Source organism: Pseudomonas sp. 9_2_1 (assembly GCF_059295275.1).
Window position 1 is genome coordinate 902,702 of the sequence record NZ_CM181239.1, and the last position, 18,025, is coordinate 920,726.

Sequence of the window (18,025 nt, forward strand, 5' to 3'; positions counted from 1 at the left end):
CTGGCTTGCCGGCGATGGGCTGCAAAGCAGCCCCGGGATGCCCGAACCTTGCACATGAAGTTAAACTGTCATCTCCCCAGCAATGGACAGGAGATCCGGCGTGACCCCACCCCGCAGTTTCCCCAGTGACCTCTGCCTCGACAGCCCGCGCCTGCAGTTGCGCCCCATGCGCCATGCCGATGCCGCGCAGTGGCTGGCGATCATGGCCGACCCCGAGGTCATGCGTTATTGGCACCATGCCCCCTGGCATGACCTGGCCGAGGCCGAAAGCGCCCTGGCCGCCGACCGCGAAGCCTATGCCAGCGGTGATCAGCTCAAGCTCGGCATGTACCGCCGCGACAACGGCGAACTCATCGGCATGGTCCAGCTGTTCAACATCGACGACATCTCCCGCCGCGGCGAAATCGGCTACTGCCTGGCCAGCGCGGTGCAGGGCAGGGGCTACATGGACGAAGCGCTGACCTGCTTCATCGACTACCTCGCCCATACCCTGCACATGCGCCGCCTGGAAGGCGAGATCGACCCGCGCAACCAAGGCTCGGCACGTACCCTCGAACGGCAGGGCTTCGTGCTGGAAGGCACCCTGCGGGCGCGTTGGTGCGTGGCAGGTGAACTGTCCGACTCGGGTATCTACGGATTATTGCTGGAACCACCGGTTGCATAGTCTCATGGCGGCAACTACTGTTCGGGCACAATTCTCACTTGTGGCCCGTGCTCCATACCCGTAGCCGACCCACCAAGACCGTGGGCACTTCGACCTATGGCAACTACTACGGCGAACCACGCAATTTCATGGTGACCCTGCGCGGCAGTTACTGAAGGTTTGGTGGCGGGGCAGGGCCTGGGTTAAGGTCGCAGTCTGTCCCGTTTTCCCCAGGTGTGTCCCTTGCCCGTTTTCTACCTGAGCATCAGCCTGCTGCTGTACCTGCTCGCCCTGTTTTTCGACGGTGCACTGATGAGCGGCGGGCGCCACATGCCTGCGCTGCAGATGCTGCTGTACGGGCCATGGGGCATGCCCTTCGGCTTGTACCAGTGGTTTGCCAACCCGCTGCTGGCCGTCGCCATCCTTGCGCATCGGCGGCTCCGCCGGCTGGCGTTGCTGGCCGGGCTGGCAGCGCTGTACCTGGCGGCCAGCAGCTTCGGCATCACCCGTTTGCCGGATAACCAGACCTATGAATTCCATGACCTGACCGGTTTTGGTCTTGGCTTCTACCTGTGGCTGGCGGCGATAGTGGTGTTCTGCCTGGGCCAGGCCTGGCATTGCTGGAAGGCGCGTAGCGCCGACGATATGCCGGGCTGGAGCTGGCTCGACGTGGTGCTGATTGCGGCGTTGGGCGTGGCCTTGTATACGGCGACTCAAATGCCCTCGTTGCGCTTCGAGCCGGGCAAGGTGCTGATGCCGCCTGAGCAGCCGCAGACGCTGTGATATCCACAAGGAGGATTCGCATGATCAAGCATTATCTGGCAGGCCTGGCACTGGCCGGCGTGCTGCCAATGGCGGTGGCGGAGGACTACACGCCGGCCTATGGACAGTGCATGGACAAGGCCTCCAGTACTGTGGCCATGAGTGAATGCATCGGGGCCGAGACACACGTGCAGGACCAGCGCTTGAACCGTGTGTACAAGCAACTGATGGGCAAGCTGGATGCCGGGCAGCAGAAGAGCTTGCGCGATGTACAGCGCAAGTGGCTGGCCTACCGCGATGGTAATTGCCAGTTCCATGTGCAGGCCAGTGGCGGGACCATGGCGCAGCTGGAGGGTGGTTCATGCATGATGGACATGACCCGCGACCGGGCGGCCGAGCTGGAGCGGGTGCTCAGTCCGGGGCAGTAAGTTGCCTGTTCCGGCCCCTTCGCGGGTAAATCGAATCGCCGCACCGCCGCTCCCATAGGGATAGCGCACAGCTTGAGGCTTGCGCTGTCCAGGTGGGAGCTGGCTTGCCGGCGATGGGGCGCGAAGCGGCCCTGGTTTTATTTGCGGGGTTCGCGAAGCGCCCGGGCCTTGAGGTACTCGCGCACTTCCACGGCATCCCCGGCAAACTCGATGCGCTCGGCTTTGGCATCGCGCTGGTAGGCATACATCGGGTCGTAATATTCGTTGAGCAAGCCTTCGATCCAGCCCCGGTGCAGGTCCACCGCGCCGCTGCGCTGCTGTTCTTCCAGGGCCTGGCGCAGGGTCTCCGACAACCTCTGGTAACGTTCGCCACCAAGACGTTTGTGGATATTGGCCATGCTTTGCAGCATTCGCTCGGCAAACAGGCGGCGGCCATCTTCTTCGCCATGCACGCTGACGAACTCGGCACTCAGGTTGACCACGTAGTCGCGCAGAATGCGCTCGACGCGGTTGGCGAAACTGTCTTCCAGCCACACCAGCGGGTACTGCTGCATACCTTGGTACAACGCCAAGGGTACGGTGCAGCTGCCAACGATGCGCCCTTCATCTTCAAGCACAAACTGCCCGATGCCCCTGGCGCGTTTCTTCAGCACATCGATTGCCAGCTGGTTTTCGAAGTCGATCTGAGCTGGTTGCGCAGTGGCGCGCTTGCCAAAGCTGGAACCACGATGATTGGCATGGCCTTCCAGGTCCAGCACGTTGCCCAGCTGGTGTAGCACGTCGGTCTTGCCGGTGCCGGTCAGGCCGCCCAGCAGCACGAAATCGCACTGCTCGACCGCCTGCTGGGTGGTCTCCAGCAAAAAGGTGCGCATGGCCTTGTAGCCACCTTTGATGCGCGGGTAGCGGATACCCGCCTCATCGCGCAGCCAGCCCTGCACGATCTGCGAGCGCAGGCCGCCACGGAAGCAGTACAGGTAGCCCTCGGGGTGGGCCTGGGTGAACGCCACCCAGGCGTCCAGGCGTGCCTGTCTGGTGGCGCCGCTGACCAGCTGGTGGCCCAGGGCGATGGCGGCAGCCTGGCCCTGCTGCTTGTAGCAGGTGCCGACCTTCTGCCGCTCCTGGTCATTCATCAGCGGCAGGTTGACCACGCCCGGGAAGGCGCCTTTGGCGAATTCGACCGGGGCACGCATGTCCATCATCGGCACGTCGTCGAGGAACAGCTGGGCAAAATCGGTGCAGTCGGGGCGCATCAGATCACCTCGACTGCGTGGCTCTGTCGCTCGACCAGCGTGCCGATCGGCGACAGTTTCAGGCCCAGCTCTGCGGCCACCGCGAGGAATTCGGTTACACCTTCCGGGGCCACCGCCACCAGCAGACCGCCGCTGGTTTGCGGGTCGCACAACAGGTGCTTCTGGTCGTCGCCGAGGGCGCCGATCTTGTGGCCGTAGCTGTCGAAGTTGCGCAGGGTGCCACCAGGGATGCAGCCCTCGGCCAGGTAATGGTCCACGCTGGGCAGGCGCGGCACGGCGGCGTAGTCCAGGTGCGCGGTAAGGCCGCTGCCTTCGGCCAGCTCCACCAGATGGCCGAGCAGGCCGAAACCGGTGACGTCGGTCATGGCCTTGACCCCATCGAGTTTGCCGAAGCGGCTGCCGGGGGTGTTGAGGGTGCACATCCAGTCGCGGGCCAGGCCCTGGTCCTGTGCGCGCAGTTTGGTCTTTTTCTCGGCGGTGGTGAGGATGCCGATGCCCAACGGCTTGGTCAGGTAAAGCTGGCAGCCCACGGTGGCGGTGTCGTTGCGCTTGAGGTGGCGCTTGCTGACCACGCCGGTCACGGCCAGGCCGAAGATTGGCTCGGGGGCGTCGATGGAGTGGCCGCCGGCCAGCGGGATGCCGGCTTCGGCGCACACCGCACGGCCACCGCGGATCACTTCGCGGGCGACTTCCGGTGGCAGTACGTTGACCGGCCAGCCGAGGATGGCAATGGCCATCAGCGGATCACCGCCCATGGCGTAGATGTCGCTGATGGCATTGGTGGCGGCGATGCGGCCGAAATCGTAGGGGTCATCGACAATCGGCATGAAGAAGTCGGTGGTGGAGACCACACCGCGCTCTTCGTCCAGCGCGTACACGGCTGCGTCGTCGCGCGAGGCGTTACCGACCCACAGTTTCGGGTCCAGGGCCTGGGCGCCGCTCTCGGCGAGGATCACGTCCAGCACCTTGGGGGAAATCTTGCAGCCACAGCCGGCACCATGGCTGTACTGGGTCAGGCGAATCGGCTCGCTCATACGCACCTCGGCAGGTCAAATTGTTGCGCGATTGTAGCAAAGCTGGCCTTTGGGGCTGTGGCTCTTATACTTCTGCGGGTCAGCTACCCGCTGCTCTTCTCGCCATTGAACCGGAGATCACCCATGCTCAAACGCCCCTTGGCGCTCGCCGCCGGCCTCGTGCTGTCTTGTTGTGCCGTTGTCGCCCAGGCCGCCGAAACCCTGCGGGTCAGCGCCATCCCCGACGAAGCGCCGACCGAATTGCAGCGCAAGTTCAAGCCATTGGGCGAGTACCTGGCCAGGCAACTGGGCATGGAGGTGAAGTTTGTGCCGGTAGCCGACTACCCGGCGGTGGTCGAGTCGCTGGCTGCCGACCGGCTGGACCTGGCCTGGCTGGGCGGCTTCACCTTTGTCCAGGTGCACCTGAAGGACCCGAAGGCAACCCCGCTGGTGCAGCGTGAGCAGGATGCGCAGTTCACCTCCAAGTTCATCACCGCCAACCCAGACGTGAAAAGCCTCAGCGACCTCAAGGGCAAATCGTTCGCCTTCGGCTCCATCTCGTCCACTTCGGGCAGCCTTATGCCGCGTTACTTCATGCTCAAGCAGGACAACATCAAGCCCGAGGACTACTTCAGCCGAGTGGCCTATTCCGGTGCCCACGACGCCACCGTGGCCTGGGTGCAGGCCGGCAAGGTGGACGGTGGTGTGCTCAATGCCAGCGTGTGGCAGAAGCTGGTGGATGCCGGCAAGGTCGATACCGGCAAGGTGAAGGTGTTCGCTACCACCCCGACCTATTTCGACTACAACTGGACCGTGCGCGGCAATATGGAGCCGGCGCTGAAAGAGAAGATCAAGAAGGCTTTCCTCGACCTCGACCCGGCCAACCCGGAGCACAAGGCGATCCTCGACCTGCAGGCTGCCAGCCGCTTCATCGAGACCAAGCCTGAAAACTACGTGGGCACCGAGCAAGCTGCACGCGAGGCCGGTCTGCTCAAGTGACTGCTTCCAACGTGGCTATCCATCTGCACAGTGCCGGGCTGCGTCATGGCCAGGTGCGTGCGCTTGACGCGGTGAGCCTGTGCATCGAGCAGGGCGAGCGTGTCGCCATCATCGGGCCGTCGGGGGCGGGCAAGTCGAGCTTGCTGCACCTGATGGCTTCGGCTATTCGGCCTGGCAGCGGTCGCCTGGAGCTGCTCGGCGAGCAGCCGTGGGCTTTGTCGGCCAGGGCACGTCAGCGCCTGCGGGCGCAGGTAGGCCTGGTGCACCAGGCACCGCCGTTGCCGCCGCGCCAGCGAGTGGTGACAGCGGTGCTGGCCGGCCGCCTGGGGCAGTGGGGAATGCTGCGCGGCTTGCTCAACCTGCTGTACCCCAGCGATGTACCGGGGGCGCGCCAGGTTCTGGCAGAGCTGGGCCTGGCCGACAAGCTGTTCGTGCAATGTGGCCAACTGTCCGGCGGGCAGTTGCAGCGAGTGGGGATTGCCCGGGCGTTGTACCAGCGGCCGCAACTGTTGCTGACTGACGAGCCGGTGTCAGCAATGGACCCGGTGTTGGCCGACCATAGCCTGGCCTTGCTCAACCGCCATGCCCAGGCTAATGGTGTGACCCTGGTGGCGAGCTTGCATGCAGTAGAGCTGGCGCTGGCGCACTTCCCGCGGGTGATCGGCATTCGCGACGGGCAGGTGGTGTTCGACTGCGCGGCCGAGGCGGTGAGCGAGCAGATGCTGGATGCGTTGTACGCCAACGAACAACTGGCTTCGCCGCCCACCCAGGGACCGACTCTGACCGTGCAGATTCCGCGATGCTGACAGCTGACGCGCGCGACCCGGCCCTGATGCCGCGGTTGCTGCTAACCTTGCTGGCCGTAGCGGTGCTGTGGCCAGGCGTGCAATTGAGCGAACTTGACCCTTGGGTGCTGTTTCAGGCGGAGAACCGGCAGCAGATCGCCAGTTTCACCGGCGCCTTCTGGCCGCCGGCACACGATGCCGATTTCCTTGCGTTGCTGTACGAAGCCACCTTACAGACCCTGGCGGTGGCCACTGCCGGCATGGCGTTGGCGTTGTTGCTGGCGATTCCTGCAGGGCTGCTGGCTAGCCGAGCGTTGTCGCTGCGTGCCGCCTCCCGCAGTGGGCGGGCCGGTTTCTGGTCGCGGTTGCTGCGCCTGCCTGTGCGCGGGTTGCTGATTTTCCTGCGCAGTGTGCCGGAAATCGTCTGGGCACTGCTGTTTGTGCGGGCTGTGGGGCTTGGGCCGACGGCGGGCGTACTGGCCATCGCCATCACCTACAGCGGCATGCTCGGCAAGGTATACGCCGAGATTTTCGAGTCGGTCGACCAGCGCCCGGCGCATGCCTTGATGCAGGCGGGCAGCGGCCGGCTGGCGGCGTTTCTCTACGGCATTCTGCCCAATGCTGCCTCCGAGGTTGTGTCCTACACCGTGTACCGCTGGGAATGCGCGGTGCGGGCGTCGGTGGTGATGGGCTTTGTAGGCGCTGGCGGGCTGGGGCAGCAGATCGACTTGTCGATGCGCATGTTCGCCGGTGCGGAGGTGGCGAGCATGCTGCTGACTTTCCTGCTGCTGGTGATGCTGGCCGACCTGCTTAGCCGCCTGTTGCGCTGGAGGCTGGCATGAGCCGGGTGATCAACCTGTTCCTGCTGGCTGCCATCGTGACGGCGGTGGCGGCCTCGTTCGCTTACCTGGAGCTGGACCTGCAGGCGCTGGTGGGCAACGGCGGGCTGGGGCAGATGGGGGAGTATGCCGGGCGTTTCCTGCACCCGGACCTGTCGGCTGCACACCTGCGTGCCGTTTGGCACGGGGCGCTGGAGACCCTGGCCATGTCCGGCCTGGGGACGCTGCTGGCCATGGTGCTGGGGATGCTGCTGGCGCTGCCGGCTGCGGGCCGCTTCGGTTGGCCGTTCCAGGCGGCGTCGCGGTTGCTGCTCAATGGCTTGCGGGCCATTCCGGAACTGGTATGGGCGGCCCTTACGGTGCTGGCGGCCGGCCTTGGCCCCAATGCCGGTACCCTGGCCCTGGCGCTGCATACTGCTGGCGTGTTGGGGCGGCTGTTCGCCGAGGCATTGGAAAATGCGTCGCCGGAGCCTGCAGCGGCGATTCGCTTGCAGGGTGGCAGCCAGATCGCGGCGTTCTGCTATGGCACCTTACCCAACCTGTGGCCGCAGTTGCTGGCCTACAGCCTGTACCGCTGGGAGAACAACATCCGCATGGCCAGTGTGCTGGGGTTGGTCGGGGCGGGCGGGTTGGGGCAGATGCTGTACACGACCCTGAGCCTGTTCCAGGAGGCCCAGGCCAGCACGGTGATTCTGGGCATGCTGGTGCTGGTGTTGCTGGTGGATGTGCTCAGTGATGTGCTGCGCCAGCGGTATGTGCGGGCCTGACCGATAGCCGGGGCCGCGTTGCGGCCCATCGCCGGCAAGCCAGCTCCCACAGGTATTGCGCAAGTCTTCGGGTTTTCACGCTCCCTTGTGGGAGCTGGCTTGCCGGCGATAGGGCCCTTGAGGTCATGCGCTAGGCCAGCTCCCCACACTGCGCCTCCCGCTGCATCGATTCCAGATTGCGCTCGATCGTCTCGCAAATGGTGTCCATCTGGATCTGGTGCTCACTGAACCTGAACGGGCTCTGCAAATCCGTGCCAATCCGCTCGATGGCCAGCAGCATGAACCCCACCACGGTCGAAGCCAGCGGCGTAAACCAGCCCAGCGACTCCACCAGCCCGACCGGCACGATCAGGCAGAACAGGGTGATGAACAACCGCGGAAAATACACATAAGGGTAGGGCAGCGGCGTATTGGCGATGCGCTCCATGCCGCCCTGCGCATTGGACAGGTCCACCAGGGTCGATTCCAGCCGCGCCAGGCGAATGCTGTCCAGGCGTCCGGCCTGGTATTCCCGTGCCAGCAGGGCCGCCGAGCCCCCAAGAATGTCATTGGCAAAGTTGTTCGAACGGTTGCGCCGCTCGAATTCTGCCGGCGGGATGAAGGCCATCAGTTCATCCGGGCAGCGCTCGCCTTTAAGGTGCGCGGCGAGGCAGTTCACATAGGCGATATGCCTGCGCAGCAACGTGGCCTTCACCGGGTTGAGCCCATCGTCGCGGTCATCGATCAGTGTCAGCGTCTGTCGCGCAAAGCTGCGCGAACTGTTCACCAGCGCGCCCCACAACGTGCGCGCCTCCCACCAGCGGTTGTAGGCACTGCTGTTGCGGAAACTCACCAGCACCACCAGCGCCGAGCCCAGCAGGGTCAGCGGAATCAGCGGCAGGGTGAACTTGCTGTTGAAGAACAGCATGAAGTCGATGGTGACCAGCACATCCCAGATCAGCAGCCAGAACAGCGACCAGCCGATGTAACCGATGGTCTTCACGACCAGGCGGTACTTGCGGGCGATGATGTCTTTCACGCGGGGTACCTCGGAACGCGGGGGATGCAGGATCGGACGTCGAGGGACTGGCATGGTTCGGTGCTGTTCGTCAGGGTGGTGTTACAGAAGTGTTCAGCAACAGGGCTGGGCCCCTGTAGGAGCGGATTCACCGCGAAGGGGCCGCTAGCCTTGCATCATGATCAGCATTTCGTCCGCGAATTTTGCGGCCCGGCGCTCGACCAGCTCCTGGTCAATGGCGAAGCCAGGAACATGCGGGCCAGCGCCAATTCAGGGTTTTGGTTTGGCAACCACCGCCACATACCCCTTGATAGCCACAGGAGCAGCGGTCTTGGCTTTTTGCGCCAGCTGAAACTGGTAACGCCGCCATTCCTTGTCTATTTCGCTGAACGACATGAACACGCTGATGCGTGCCTTGCCGATGAGGTCGGGGCGCTTGCTGGCGTCGATCTCGCCTTTGGGGATGATCGCAATGTTGATCCCCACCACCGTGCCATCGTCGGCGAACACCGGCCCGCCGGACATGCCTTTGACCACAGGCCCGTCGTGCACCGAGTAGAAGACACTGCCTGGCGTCCCTTCAAGGCGCACCAGCGACGGCAGTGCATGGCCCTTGCCCTGTACCGGCATCATCAGGCTGTTGAAGCCGACCGCCGTTACCCCCTCACCAGGCACATACTGGCGCCACAGCGGGACCTTGGCTGCCTTGTGCTTGAAGAACACCACATCGCCCAGGCCTTCATGGACAACGTGGCGCAGGAAGGGGGTATGTTTGGCGGTTACTGCATAATCCTCGTTCCACTGGATGGCGCTGGCCATCAGCAACATTGGCAGCGGCGGGCCAGATGTCACCAGAAAGGCCTGGCTGTAGACGGGATCTGAAAGGTACGACGTTGGCACTCCATTGCACCCACTAAGCAGCATCATTGCTGCCACACAGGGCGCGATTGTTTTCATGGGTCACACAGGGTGGATAAAAGGGAGCGCAACTATGGCCAAGTGCTATTACGCTATCAATGCTTTCGGAATATATCCGACGAATGAAAGCTTAAGTGTTAATCCCGGTGATGGCCAATAGAGTGCAGATATGCGTGAAGTGCCCGGAGTCATTGGGGCGGCGTCAAGCTGCCGGACTCTGGCGCCTGCGGGGACTTTAATTGGATTTGCTTACGCTTGCGGCTTCGGGGCATGTCATGAGAAATCCGATTGAAAACGCTGACGCGGACGGCTACCAGCTGCGCTTTTCTGAACATCTCGGCATGAAGCGTGCCTGAGCCCAGAACATAGATGGGCATAAGCCCGGCGAGCTCACGCGCGCTTGCAAAAAATGCAGACGAAAAAAAACCGACCATAAGGTCGGTTTTTTCCGGATCTTGGTGCCCCGAGGGAGACTCGAACTCCCACTCCTTTCGAAAACGGATTTTGAATCCGCCGCGTCTACCAATTCCGCCATCAGGGCGTGGCGCGCAGTATAGAGAGACGCCGCTGGTCGGTCAATCGGCTTTCATGGTCAATTTTCGCGCATTGGGCTAAACTTCCCGGCCCTGCCGAACCGAACATCATCATGCGCGTCGCCGATTTTTCCTTCGAACTCCCCGATTCCCTGATCGCTCGCCACCCACTGGCCGAGCGCCATGGCAGCCGTCTGCTGGTCCTCGATGGGCCGAGCGGCGCGCTGGCCCATCAGCAATTTCCCGATCTGCTCGACCACCTGCGCCCCGGCGACCTGATGGTGTTCAACAACACCCGGGTGATCCCGGCGCGGTTGTTTGGCCAGAAGGCCTCCGGCGGCAAGCTGGAAGTGCTGGTCGAGCGCGTGCTCGACAGCCACCGGGTTCTGGCCCATGTGCGTGCCAGCAAGGCGCCCAAGGAGGGTGCGGTCATTCTCATCGATGGCGGTGGCGAGGCCGAGATGGTCGCGCGCCATGACACGCTGTTCGAGTTGCGCTTCACCGAAGAGGTGCTGCCATTGCTCGACCGCGTCGGCCATATGCCACTGCCGCCCTACATCGACCGCCCCGATGAGGGCGCCGACCGCGAGCGCTACCAGACCGTGTACGCCGAGCGTGCCGGGGCGGTCGCAGCGCCCACTGCGGGCCTGCACTTTGACGAAGCCTTGCTGGAAAAAATTGCCGCAAAGGGCGTCGAGCGGGCCTTTGTCACCCTGCACGTGGGCGCGGGTACCTTCCAGCCAGTGCGGGTCGACAAGATCGAAGACCACCACATGCATAAAGAGTGGCTCGAAGTGGGCCAGGATGTGGTCGACGCCATCGAGGCCTGCCGTGCCCGTGGCGGCCGCGTGATCGCGGTCGGTACCACCAGCGTGCGGTCGCTGGAAAGCGCAGCGCGCGATGGCGTGCTCAAGGCCTTCAGCGGCGACACCGACATCTTCATCTACCCAGGCCGCCCGTTCCATGTAGTCGACGCCCTGGTCACCAACTTCCACCTGCCGGAGTCCACGCTGCTGATGCTGGTCTCGGCCTTCGCCGGCTACCCCGAGACCATGGCCGCCTACGCGGCGGCGGTCGAGCACGGGTACCGCTTCTTCAGTTACGGTGATGCCATGTTCATCACCCGCAATCCGGCGCCACGCGGGCCCGAGGATCAAGCATGAGTCGCACCTGTCGAATGTCCTTCGAACTGCTGGCCACCGACGGCAAGGCCCGTCGTGGTCGCATCACCTTCCCACGCGGCACCGTGGAAACCCCGGCGTTCATGCCGGTGGGTACCTATGGCACGGTCAAGGGCATGCTGCCGCGCGACATCGAGGCCATCGGCGCCGAGATGATCCTGGGCAACACCTTCCACCTGTGGCTGCGCCCGGGCACAGAGGTGATCAAGAAGCACAACGGCCTGCACGACTTCATGCAGTGGAAAGGCCCGATCCTCACCGATTCCGGCGGTTTCCAGGTGTTCAGCCTGGGCGCTATGCGCAAGATCAAGGAAGAGGGCGTGACCTTCGCCTCGCCGGTCGATGGCTCGAAAGTGTTCATGGGCCCGGAAGAGTCGATGCAGGTGCAGCGCGACCTGGGCTCGGACGTGGTGATGATCTTCGACGAATGCACTCCGTACCCGGCCGAGCACGACGTGGCGCGTACCTCCATGGAGCTATCGCTGCGCTGGGCCCAGCGCTCGAAGAACGCCCACGCCGACAACACCGCGGCGCTGTTCGGCATCGTCCAGGGCGGCATGTACCAGGACCTGCGCATGCGCTCGCTGGAAGGCCTGGAAAACATTGGCTTCGACGGCCTGGCCATCGGCGGCCTGTCGGTGGGCGAACCCAAGCACGAAATGATCAAGGTGCTGGATTACCTGCCGGGCCAGATGCCTGCTGACAAACCTCGTTACCTTATGGGGGTAGGCAAACCGGAAGATCTCGTTGAGGGTGTGCGCCGCGGCGTCGACATGTTCGACTGCGTGATGCCTACGCGCAACGCGCGCAACGGCCATCTGTTCGTCGATACAGGGGTGATCAAGATCCGCAACGCGTTCCATCGCCATGATGAATCGCCGCTGGACCCGACCTGTGACTGCTACACCTGCAGCAACTTCTCCCGCGCCTATCTCCATCACCTGGACAAGTGCGGCGAAATGCTGAGCAGCATGCTGAATACCATCCACAACTTGCGCCATTACCAGCGCTTGATGGCCGGTTTACGCGAGGCTATTCAACAGGGTAAATTGGCCGCCTTTGTCGACGCCTTCTACGCCAAGCGCGGGCTGCCTGTGCCGCCCTTGGACTGACTGCCCGCATCCATTATTAGAAAATTACATTAGGAGTGCCCAATGAGCTTCTTCATCCCCGCCGCATACGCGGACGCTGCTGCACCTGCCGCCGGCCCAGCCGGTACCGGTTTCGAGTGGATCTTCCTGGTCGGTTTCCTGGTCATCTTCTACCTGATGATCTGGCGCCCACAGGCCAAGCGTGCCAAAGAGCAGAAAAACCTGATGAGCAACTTGCAGAAAGGTGACGAAGTTGTCACCAACGGCGGCATCGCCGGCAAGATCGTCAAGGTTTCCGATGATTTCGTGGTACTGGAAGTGTCCGACACTGTCGAACTGAAGTTCCAGAAGGGTGCCATCGCGGCCACCCTGCCAAAAGGTACGCTCAAGGCTATCTGAGTTACCGGTTTATTTTTCCAGTCGGGGCGCGCAACGCGCCCCGCGTCTTGAACGGGCGGCGTGATGCTGAACAAATACCCTCTGTGGAAATATGCACTGATCGTGCTGGTACTGGTGGTCGGTTTCATTTATTCCGCTCCCAACCTCTACCCGGACGACCCGGCGGTGCAGATCAGCGGTGCCAGCTCGGCGCTGCAGGTGAACCAGGCCGACCTCGATCGCGTCAGCAAGGCGCTGGTCGATGCCAAGATCGCCGTAAAAGGCGCGAGCTTGGGCGAGAAGGGCAGCGGGCTGATCCGCCTGACCAATCAGGAAGACCAGCTGCCAGCCAAGGATGTAGTGCGCAAGGCACTGGGCGATGATTACGTCGTGGCCCTTAACCTGGCCCAGACTACCCCGCAATGGCTGCGCAACCTGGGTGCGAGCCCGATGAAGCTGGGCCTGGACCTGTCCGGTGGTGTGCACTTCCTGCTGGAAGTGGACATGGACAAGGCCATGAGCGCCCGCATGAAAGTCTATGAAGGCGAGGTCAAGACCTTGCTGCGCAAAGAGCGCGTCCGCTACCGCAGCCTGCCTCAGCAGGATGGCGGCATCATGCTGGGCTTCTCTGACGATGCTACCCGCGAACAGGCACGTGCCCTGATCCGCAAGAATTTCAATGATTTCGAGCTGACCACCAGCGACCGCAACGAGCTTGCCGTGCTGCGTCTGGCGCTGACCCAGGCGAAAGTCGCCGAGATCCGCGAGTACTCGATCAAGCAGAACCTCACCACCGTGCGCAACCGCGTGAACGAGCTGGGCGTGGCCGAGCCGCTGGTACAGCGCCAGGGCGCCAACCGCATCGTGGTCGAGCTGCCAGGCGTGCAGGACACTGCCGAAGCCAAGCGTATCCTCGGTAAAACCGCCAACCTGGAGTTCCGTTTCGGTGCCGAGCCGGGCGCGTCCAAGGCCACTACCGAAGTCTTCGAGTTCCGTGAAGGCGGTCGTTCGGCCCCTGTCGAGCGCGGCCTGATCATCACCGGTGACCAGGTTACCGATGCCCAGGCCAGCTTCGACGAGCACGGCCGCCCGCAGGTGAACATCCGCCTGGATGGCCACGGTGGCGAGCTGATGAGCCGCGCAACCCGCAGCAACGTCGGCCGCAGCATGGCGGTGATCTTCATCGAGCAGAAGCCGGTCACCCGTTACGTCAAGCAGACCGTGGGCGGCGTCGAGAAGGACGTTGCCGTACAAAGCTTCCAGGAAGAGAAAAAGATCATCAGCCTGGCGACCATCCAGTCGCCGCTCGGCAGCCAGTTCCGCATCACCGGCCTGAACGGCCAGGGCGAATCGTCCGAATTGGCCCTGCTGCTGCGTGCCGGCGGCCTGGCCGCACCGATGTACTTCGCTGAAGAGCGCACCATTGGCCCAAGCCTGGGTGCCGACAACATCACCAAGGGTATTGATGCGTCGCTGTGGGGCATGCTGTTCGTCTCGCTGTTCATCATCGCCATCTACCGCGCCTTCGGTGTGCTGGCCACCATCGCCCTGGCGGGCAACATGGTGCTGCTGCTGGCGTTGATGTCACTGCTGGGCGCCACCCTGACCCTGCCGGGTATCGCCGGTATCGTATTGACCATGGGTATGGCGGTGGACGCCAACGTGCTGATCTTCTCGCGTATTCGCGAAGAGATTGCTGCCGGCATGTCGGTGCAGCGCGCCATCCACGAAGGCTTCAACCGCGCCTACTCGGCAATCGTCGACGCCAACCTGACCACCTTGCTGGTCGGCGGCATCCTGTTTGCCATGGGTACCGGCCCGGTCAAAGGCTTTGCGGTCACCATGTCCCTCGGGATTTTCACCTCGATGTTCACTGCCATCATGATGACCCGTGCATTGGTCAACCTGACTTGTGGCGGGCGTGACATCAAGAAGCTGTGGGTTTGAGGGAGCTGCGATGAAAACCATCAATTTCATGGGCGTGCGCAATGTCGCGTTTGCCGTTACTGTGCTCCTCACTGTCCTGGCGCTGTTCAGCTGGTGGCAGAAAGGCCTGAACTTTGGTCTGGACTTCACCGGCGGTACGCTGATCGAGCTGACGTACGAGCGTCCTGCCGACCTCAACGCCGTACGTGCCGAGCTGGTCGAGTCCGGCTTCCACGAGGCGGTGGTGCAGAGCTTCGGCGCGACCACCGACCTGTTGGTGCGCATGCCGGGTGATGACCCGCAGCTGGGCAGCAAGGTGGCGGCAGCACTGGAGAAGGCTGGCGGCGACAACCCGGCCACGCTCAAGCGTGTCGAATTCGTCGGCCCGCAGGTGGGTGAAGAGCTGCGCGACCAGGGTGGCATGGGTATGCTCCTGGCGCTGGGCGGCATCCTGATCTACCTGGCGTTCCGCTTCCAGTGGAAGTTCGCCGTGGGTGCGATCATCTCGCTGATCCACGACGTGGTGGTCACCCTGGGTATCCTGTCGTTCTTCCAGATCACCTTCGACCTGACGGTGTTGGCGGCGGTGCTGGCGATCATCGGCTACTCGCTTAACGACACCATCGTGGTATTCGACCGGGTGCGTGAGAACTTCCGCGTCATGCGCAAGGCCTCGTTGATCGAGAACATCAACATTTCCACTACCCAGACGCTGCTGCGTACCGTTGCCACCTCGGTTTCGACCTTGCTGGCCATTGCGGCGCTGCTGTTCTTCGGTGGTGACAACCTGTTTGGCTTCTCGCTGGCCCTGTTCATCGGCGTCCTGGCCGGTACTTACTCGTCGATCTACATCGCCAACGTGGTACTGATCTGGCTGAACCTGAACAGCGAAGACCTGATCCCGCCGGTAAAGGCTGAGGGTGTGGACGACCGCCCATAAGGGGGTTTCTTACGCCGCTTGGCGATCAAAAAGGCGCGAGTGTTGAACTCGCGCCTTTTTTTTTGCTCCAAGGCAGGGAGAAGGCGGGCTAGCCCCCGCGGGTACGATCAGGAGGTTCATGTGAATAAATCAATGCTGGTAGGTGCTGTGCTGGGTGCTGTCGGTGTCACTGCCGGAGGTGCTGTCGCGACCTACAGCTTGGTGAACAAGGGGCCTGAATACGCCCAGGTCACCGACGTGCAACCGATCAAGCAACAGATCAAGACACCGCGTGAAGTGTGCAAGGACGTAGCCGTGACGCGCCAGGCGCCGGTCAAGGACCAGCACCAGATCGCCGGTACTGTGGTGGGAGCCCTTGCCGGTGGCCTGCTGGGCAACCAGATTGGCGGTGGTACCGGCAAGAAGATCGCTACCGTGGCCGGTGCGGTCGGTGGTGGTTATGCCGGCAACAAGGTGCAGGAGGGCATGCAGCAGCGTGACACCTATACCACCACGCAAACCCGCTGCAATACGGTCAATGACATCAGCGACAAGGTGGTGGGTTACAACGTGAAGTACACCATCGGTGACAAGGTGGGCCAGGTGAAGATGGATCATGAGCCAGGCTCGACCATCCCTGTCGACAAGAATGGCAAGCTGATCCTCAGCGAAGCTGGGCAGTAATGTCGTTGCCTGTACCGGCCTCATCGCCGGCAAGCCAGCTCCCACAGGAAAGCATCTGCTCGCAGGCCTGTGGATAACCTTGTGGGAGCTGGCTTGCCGGCGATGGGGTTGGAACAGGGAATGCAAACCATCAGGCACAAAAAAAGCACCTCGAAAGGGTGCTTTTTTTGTCGGCTATCCGCGCTTAGCGCTTCATGCTTTCTGGCAGGTGCGGCTGGATGGCAGTCAGCACGGCCTTGAAGCACTTGATGTTGCCGGCAACGATGTGGCCCTTCTCAAGGAAGTCATGGCCACCGTTGAAGTCGCTCACCAGACCGCCCGCTTCCTGAATCAGCAGCACGCCAGCTGCCATGTCCCACTCGGACAGGCCCGACTCCCAGAACGCATCGAAACGGCCGGCGGCCACGTAGGCCAGGTCCAGGCTGGCGGAGCCGGCGCGGCGGATGCCGGCGGTCTGGCCAGTCAGGGCGCGGAACATGCCCAGGTAGTTGTCGATATCGGCCATCTGGCTGTCACGGAACGGGAAACCGGTACCCAGCAGGGCGCCTTCCAGGCTGGTGCGCGAGCTGACGCGCAGGCGGCGGCCGTTGAGCTGGGCGCCACGGCCACGGCTGGCGGTGAATTCTTCCTGGCGAACCGGGTCGAGAACAACGGCGTGCTCAAGGCGACCGCGGTATTTGCAGGCGATGCTCACGGCAAAGTGCGGGATACCGCGCAGGAAATTGGTGGTGCCGTCCAGCGGATCGATGATCCACAGGTAGTCCTTGCCTTCTTCGCCGGTGCCCGCGTGCATGCCCGTCTCTTCACCCTGGATGGAGTGGTTCGGGTAGGCCTTGCGCAGCGCGTCGACGATTTTCTGCTCGGCGGCGCGATCAACCTCGGAGACGTAGTCCTTAGCCTCTTTCTCGTCCACCTTGATGGTATCCAGGCGTTCGATGGAGCGGAAAATCAGTTCACTGGCGCTGCGAGCGGCGCGCAGGGCGATATTCAGCATAGGCTGCATGGGCGGGTCACCTGGAGATGTTAAAGAAGAAAGCCGATCATTCTAGCAGAAAACTTTGGCGGCAGAAGTGTCACATTTGCTTTCATGGCGTTACGTCTGTCGGTTCTGTAAGATCGAACGTCCTGATTACTGCCCTTGTGAGCACAACACCTTGCTGCAAAATATTCGTGTTGTTCTGGTCAATACCAGCCACCCCGGCAACATCGGCGGCGCTGCGCGTGCCATGAAAAACATGGGCTTGTCGCGCCTGGTGCTGGTGCAGCCGAAAGAATTCCCCGCTGCGGATGCCAGTGCCCGGGCCTCGGGCGCCGACGATGTGCTGGATAACGCCCAGGTGGTCGACAGCCTCGAGCAGGCCCTGGTCGGCTGCAACCTGGTAATGGGCACCAGCGCCCGCGAGCGCAGCATTCCCTGGCCGTTGATCGGCCCGCGCGAGTGCGGCGCCAAGGCGGTGGAGCATGCCAATGGTGGCGAGGAAATCGCCCTGGTGTTCGGGCGCGAACACGCCGGCCTGACCAACGAAGAACTGCAGCGATGTCACTTCCACGTGCACATTCCCTCGAACCCCGACTTCAGCTCGCTGAACCTGGCTGCCGCTGTCCAGGTGCTCTCCTACGAAGTGCGCATGGCCTCGCTGGCCACCGTAGAAGCGCCGGGCAAGGTCGAGAAGGCTGACGCCAGCGAGCTGGCGACCATGGACGAAATGGAGCTGTTCTACGACCACCTGGAAAAAACCCTGGTGGGCATCGGCTTCCTCGACCCCGACAAGCCCAAGCACCTGATGCCGCGCCTGCGCCGGCTGTACGGGCGGGTGGCGGTCGAGCGTACGGAAATGAGCATTTTGCGCGGCATCCTTACCGAGACCCAGAAGGTGGTCCGGGGCGAGCCGCATAAACGGAAGGACTGATC

Annotated in this window: 19 protein-coding genes and 1 tRNA gene; 14 read left to right on the forward strand and 6 right to left on the reverse strand. The window is 62.9% G+C overall.

Annotated elements, in window-relative coordinates:
- Window positions 1–100 precede the first annotated feature (100 nt).
- From AC5O5I_RS03985 to AC5O5I_RS03995, 3 genes are all read left to right on the forward strand, one after another.
- Window positions 101–664: a GNAT family N-acetyltransferase gene (locus tag AC5O5I_RS03985; protein WP_172221160.1), complete on the forward strand. Its 564-nt coding sequence runs from the start codon at window positions 101–103 to the stop codon at window positions 662–664.
- A gap of 222 nt (window positions 665–886) precedes the next feature.
- Window positions 887–1,426 (forward strand): hypothetical protein, encoded by a 540-nt coding sequence (locus AC5O5I_RS03990; protein ID WP_172286911.1) that lies wholly within the window; start codon window positions 887–889, stop codon window positions 1,424–1,426.
- 20 nt (window positions 1,427–1,446) lie between these two features.
- Window positions 1,447–1,833 carry a lysozyme inhibitor LprI family protein gene (locus AC5O5I_RS03995; RefSeq protein WP_494512106.1) on the forward strand — a complete coding sequence of 129 codons (387 nt, stop codon included), beginning with the start codon at window positions 1,447–1,449 and terminating at the stop codon, window positions 1,831–1,833.
- A gap of 137 nt (window positions 1,834–1,970) precedes the next feature.
- Here the strand turns inward: AC5O5I_RS03995 and mnmH are convergent, their stop codons facing one another.
- A complete protein-coding gene (mnmH, locus tag AC5O5I_RS04000) occupies window positions 1,971–3,083 on the reverse strand; it encodes a tRNA 2-selenouridine(34) synthase MnmH (protein ID WP_494512107.1) in 1,113 nt (370 codons plus the stop codon).
- The gene (gene selD, locus AC5O5I_RS04005; protein ID WP_172221148.1) at window positions 3,083–4,117 is read right to left on the reverse strand and encodes a selenide, water dikinase SelD; all 1,035 of its coding nucleotides are present in this window, start codon (window positions 4,115–4,117) and stop codon (window positions 3,083–3,085) included. Before selD ends, mnmH begins: the two co-directional genes overlap by 1 nt.
- A gap of 123 nt (window positions 4,118–4,240) precedes the next feature.
- Between selD and AC5O5I_RS04010 the strand changes: the two genes are divergently transcribed.
- From AC5O5I_RS04010 to phnE, 4 genes are read left to right on the forward strand one after another with little or no spacing between them, the layout of a single operon-like run.
- The gene (locus AC5O5I_RS04010; RefSeq protein WP_172221146.1) at window positions 4,241–5,095 is read left to right on the forward strand and encodes a putative selenate ABC transporter substrate-binding protein; all 855 of its coding nucleotides are present in this window, start codon (window positions 4,241–4,243) and stop codon (window positions 5,093–5,095) included.
- Window positions 5,092–5,901, forward strand: a complete 810-nt coding sequence (locus tag AC5O5I_RS04015) for a phosphonate ABC transporter ATP-binding protein (RefSeq protein WP_172221143.1) — start codon at window positions 5,092–5,094, stop codon at window positions 5,899–5,901. Before AC5O5I_RS04010 ends, AC5O5I_RS04015 begins: the two co-directional genes overlap by 4 nt.
- Window positions 5,895–6,722 carry a PhnE/PtxC family ABC transporter permease gene (locus AC5O5I_RS04020; protein WP_172288747.1) on the forward strand — a complete coding sequence of 276 codons (828 nt, stop codon included), beginning with the start codon at window positions 5,895–5,897 and terminating at the stop codon, window positions 6,720–6,722. Before AC5O5I_RS04015 ends, AC5O5I_RS04020 begins: the two co-directional genes overlap by 7 nt.
- Window positions 6,719–7,486 (forward strand): phosphonate ABC transporter, permease protein PhnE, encoded by a 768-nt coding sequence (gene phnE / locus AC5O5I_RS04025; RefSeq protein WP_172288749.1) that lies wholly within the window; start codon window positions 6,719–6,721, stop codon window positions 7,484–7,486. The genes AC5O5I_RS04020 and phnE overlap by 4 nt, the downstream gene beginning before the upstream one ends.
- Before the next feature lie 130 nt (window positions 7,487–7,616).
- Here phnE and AC5O5I_RS04030 read toward each other — a convergent pair whose 3' ends face one another.
- The 3 genes from AC5O5I_RS04030 to AC5O5I_RS04040 all read right to left on the reverse strand — a co-directional run bounded on the left by AC5O5I_RS04030 (window position 7,617) and on the right by AC5O5I_RS04040 (window position 9,942).
- The gene (locus tag AC5O5I_RS04030) at window positions 7,617–8,504 is read right to left on the reverse strand and encodes a bestrophin family protein (RefSeq protein ID WP_172231414.1); all 888 of its coding nucleotides are present in this window, start codon (window positions 8,502–8,504) and stop codon (window positions 7,617–7,619) included.
- 249 nt (window positions 8,505–8,753) lie between these two features.
- Window positions 8,754–9,407 carry a serine protease gene (locus AC5O5I_RS04035; RefSeq protein WP_172287078.1) on the reverse strand — a complete coding sequence of 218 codons (654 nt, stop codon included), beginning with the start codon at window positions 9,405–9,407 and terminating at the stop codon, window positions 8,754–8,756.
- Between the two features lie 450 nt (window positions 9,408–9,857).
- Window positions 9,858–9,942 (reverse strand) — tRNA-Leu (locus tag AC5O5I_RS04040).
- 105 nt (window positions 9,943–10,047) lie between these two features.
- Here AC5O5I_RS04040 and queA point away from each other — a divergent pair.
- The 6 genes from queA (at window position 10,048) to AC5O5I_RS04070 (ending at window position 16,113) form a co-directional block, all read left to right on the forward strand.
- Window positions 10,048–11,097, forward strand: a complete 1,050-nt coding sequence (gene queA, locus AC5O5I_RS04045; RefSeq protein ID WP_172231411.1) for a tRNA preQ1(34) S-adenosylmethionine ribosyltransferase-isomerase QueA — start codon at window positions 10,048–10,050, stop codon at window positions 11,095–11,097.
- Window positions 11,098–11,111: 14 nt separating this feature from the next.
- Window positions 11,112–12,227: a tRNA guanosine(34) transglycosylase Tgt gene (tgt, locus tag AC5O5I_RS04050; RefSeq protein ID WP_172287079.1), complete on the forward strand. Its 1,116-nt coding sequence runs from the start codon at window positions 11,112–11,114 to the stop codon at window positions 12,225–12,227.
- A 42-nt stretch (window positions 12,228–12,269) separates the two neighbouring features.
- Window positions 12,270–12,605 carry a preprotein translocase subunit YajC gene (gene yajC / locus AC5O5I_RS04055; RefSeq protein ID WP_172224197.1) on the forward strand — a complete coding sequence of 112 codons (336 nt, stop codon included), beginning with the start codon at window positions 12,270–12,272 and terminating at the stop codon, window positions 12,603–12,605.
- A 63-nt stretch (window positions 12,606–12,668) separates the two neighbouring features.
- Window positions 12,669–14,531, forward strand: a complete 1,863-nt coding sequence (gene secD / locus AC5O5I_RS04060; protein WP_172224194.1) for a protein translocase subunit SecD — start codon at window positions 12,669–12,671, stop codon at window positions 14,529–14,531.
- Between the two features lie 10 nt (window positions 14,532–14,541).
- Window positions 14,542–15,450, forward strand: coding sequence for a protein translocase subunit SecF (secF, locus tag AC5O5I_RS04065; RefSeq protein WP_172224190.1), 909 nt, complete (start codon window positions 14,542–14,544; stop codon window positions 15,448–15,450).
- Between the two features lie 120 nt (window positions 15,451–15,570).
- Window positions 15,571–16,113, forward strand: coding sequence for a glycine zipper 2TM domain-containing protein (locus tag AC5O5I_RS04070; RefSeq protein ID WP_172224187.1), 543 nt, complete (start codon window positions 15,571–15,573; stop codon window positions 16,111–16,113).
- A gap of 184 nt (window positions 16,114–16,297) precedes the next feature.
- Here AC5O5I_RS04070 and suhB read toward each other — a convergent pair whose 3' ends face one another.
- Window positions 16,298–17,116: a type III secretion system regulator SuhB gene (suhB, locus tag AC5O5I_RS04075; RefSeq protein ID WP_172224184.1), complete on the reverse strand. Its 819-nt coding sequence runs from the start codon at window positions 17,114–17,116 to the stop codon at window positions 16,298–16,300.
- 151 nt (window positions 17,117–17,267) lie between these two features.
- Here suhB and trmJ point away from each other — a divergent pair, with 151 nt between their 5' ends.
- Window positions 17,268–18,023 carry a tRNA (cytosine(32)/uridine(32)-2'-O)-methyltransferase TrmJ gene (gene trmJ / locus AC5O5I_RS04080; RefSeq protein WP_172224181.1) on the forward strand — a complete coding sequence of 252 codons (756 nt, stop codon included), beginning with the start codon at window positions 17,268–17,270 and terminating at the stop codon, window positions 18,021–18,023.
- Window positions 18,024–18,025: the final 2 nt, after the last annotated feature.

What these genes read in the sequence shown, in the direction of transcription:
- AC5O5I_RS03995 (WP_494512106.1), top strand. Translation starts at nt 1,447, where the DNA reads ATGATCAAGCATTATCTGGCAGGCCTGGCACTGGCCGGCGTGCTGCCA.
- mnmH (WP_494512107.1), bottom strand. Translation starts at nt 3,083, where the DNA reads ATGCGCCCCGACTGCACCGATTTTGCCCAGCTGTTCCTCGACGACGTG.
- selD (WP_172221148.1), bottom strand. Translation starts at nt 4,117, where the DNA reads ATGAGCGAGCCGATTCGCCTGACCCAGTACAGCCATGGTGCCGGCTGT.
- AC5O5I_RS04010 (WP_172221146.1), top strand. Translation starts at nt 4,241, where the DNA reads ATGCTCAAACGCCCCTTGGCGCTCGCCGCCGGCCTCGTGCTGTCTTGT.
- AC5O5I_RS04020 (WP_172288747.1), top strand. Translation starts at nt 5,895, where the DNA reads ATGCTGACAGCTGACGCGCGCGACCCGGCCCTGATGCCGCGGTTGCTG.
- phnE (WP_172288749.1), top strand. Translation starts at nt 6,719, where the DNA reads ATGAGCCGGGTGATCAACCTGTTCCTGCTGGCTGCCATCGTGACGGCG.
- AC5O5I_RS04035 (WP_172287078.1), bottom strand. Translation starts at nt 9,407, where the DNA reads ATGCTGCTTAGTGGGTGCAATGGAGTGCCAACGTCGTACCTTTCAGAT.
- queA (WP_172231411.1), top strand. Translation starts at nt 10,048, where the DNA reads ATGCGCGTCGCCGATTTTTCCTTCGAACTCCCCGATTCCCTGATCGCT.
- tgt (WP_172287079.1), top strand. Translation starts at nt 11,112, where the DNA reads ATGTCCTTCGAACTGCTGGCCACCGACGGCAAGGCCCGTCGTGGTCGC.
- yajC (WP_172224197.1), top strand. Translation starts at nt 12,270, where the DNA reads ATGAGCTTCTTCATCCCCGCCGCATACGCGGACGCTGCTGCACCTGCC.
- secD (WP_172224194.1), top strand. Translation starts at nt 12,669, where the DNA reads ATGCTGAACAAATACCCTCTGTGGAAATATGCACTGATCGTGCTGGTA.
- secF (WP_172224190.1), top strand. Translation starts at nt 14,542, where the DNA reads ATGAAAACCATCAATTTCATGGGCGTGCGCAATGTCGCGTTTGCCGTT.
- suhB (WP_172224184.1), bottom strand. Translation starts at nt 17,116, where the DNA reads ATGCAGCCTATGCTGAATATCGCCCTGCGCGCCGCTCGCAGCGCCAGT.